This is a genomic window from Gallibacterium genomosp. 2 (assembly GCF_000771895.1).
In the GTDB taxonomy this organism is placed as follows: Bacteria; Pseudomonadota; Gammaproteobacteria; order Enterobacterales; family Pasteurellaceae; genus Gallibacterium.
Window position 1 is genome coordinate 1 of the sequence record NZ_JPXY01000082.1, and the last position, 1,051, is coordinate 1,051.

The 1,051-nt window shown below is 34.6% G+C and carries 1 protein-coding gene; it reads left to right on the plus strand.

From position 1 onward, the window contains the following. Positions 1 to 227: 227 nt before the first annotated feature. Positions 228 to 1,051 (plus strand): DUF5718 family protein (locus tag P375_RS11935; RefSeq protein WP_084598524.1); only part of this gene is annotated, 824 nt, incomplete at its 3' end.

Genomic DNA, 1,051 nt, shown 5'->3' on the forward strand with positions numbered 1-1,051 from the left:
TTTTTTCAAGCTTTTTTCACTTTCTAGGATATTATCTTCGCTTTTGAGCCAGTGTTTATCCTCTCTTGTTGCGTGAGGCGGCATTATAGGGATTTTTTTATACCTTGCAACTGTTTTTATGACGAATATCACACTTTTTTATTTAACTGCCTAGAATTTCTGCAAAATGTATTGTTTTACATCAATTTTCTTTTTAATCTGTATTTTTTACTACTATGGAGATAACTATGGACTTAACTCAATTTATCGGCTTCGGAGTAGCCGGTAACTTTGCAGGGCATTTAGAACAAGCTGGTGAAGCAAAAGATTTTGAACAGGTTGTAACAAAAGAGGCTTCTCAACCGAAAGCTATTTTTCCTTTTTATGTACCTAATGCCGATAATTTTTTATCAACTTTTCCACTTTCATCCTCAACCATTCAAGCCCCTGTCGGTGCAGATAATTTACAAATAGAGCCAGAAGTTGCCATACTATTTAATATTAGCTATGACAGCAACAAAAAAGTCATCACTTTATCACCTTTTGCTTTTGCAGCTTATAATGATTGCTCCATCCGAAAACCTAATGCCAAGAAAATTTGTGAAAAAAAGAATTGGGGAAATGCGTCAAAAGGCATTTCGAGTCGCTTTTTAGATGTCAATTCTATAGATAAAGGTGACAAACTAGATCATTATCGTATTGCTTGTTTTCACAAAAGAAATGATATCTTGACTGCATACGGTATAGATAGCCCTATATCCGGCTATAATTATTTCAATCAAAAATTAGTAGATTGGCTAATTGACAGAATGAATAATCAGCCTGATCAAGGCCCTATGAATGACATTCCCGAATTGTTGAAACAAGCCAATTATCCTTCTCAAGCAATTATCAGTATTGGTGCAACCAGATATACCGAATTTGGTGAAACCCATTATTTACAAGTAGGGGATACCAGTATCGTGGTAGTGTATGATGGAAGACAATATCATCATCAACAAATTGCACAATTTGCTCAAGCTGAAAACTTCCCTGATGATATTTCTGCTCTTGTTCAAAAAGTTATTGATTA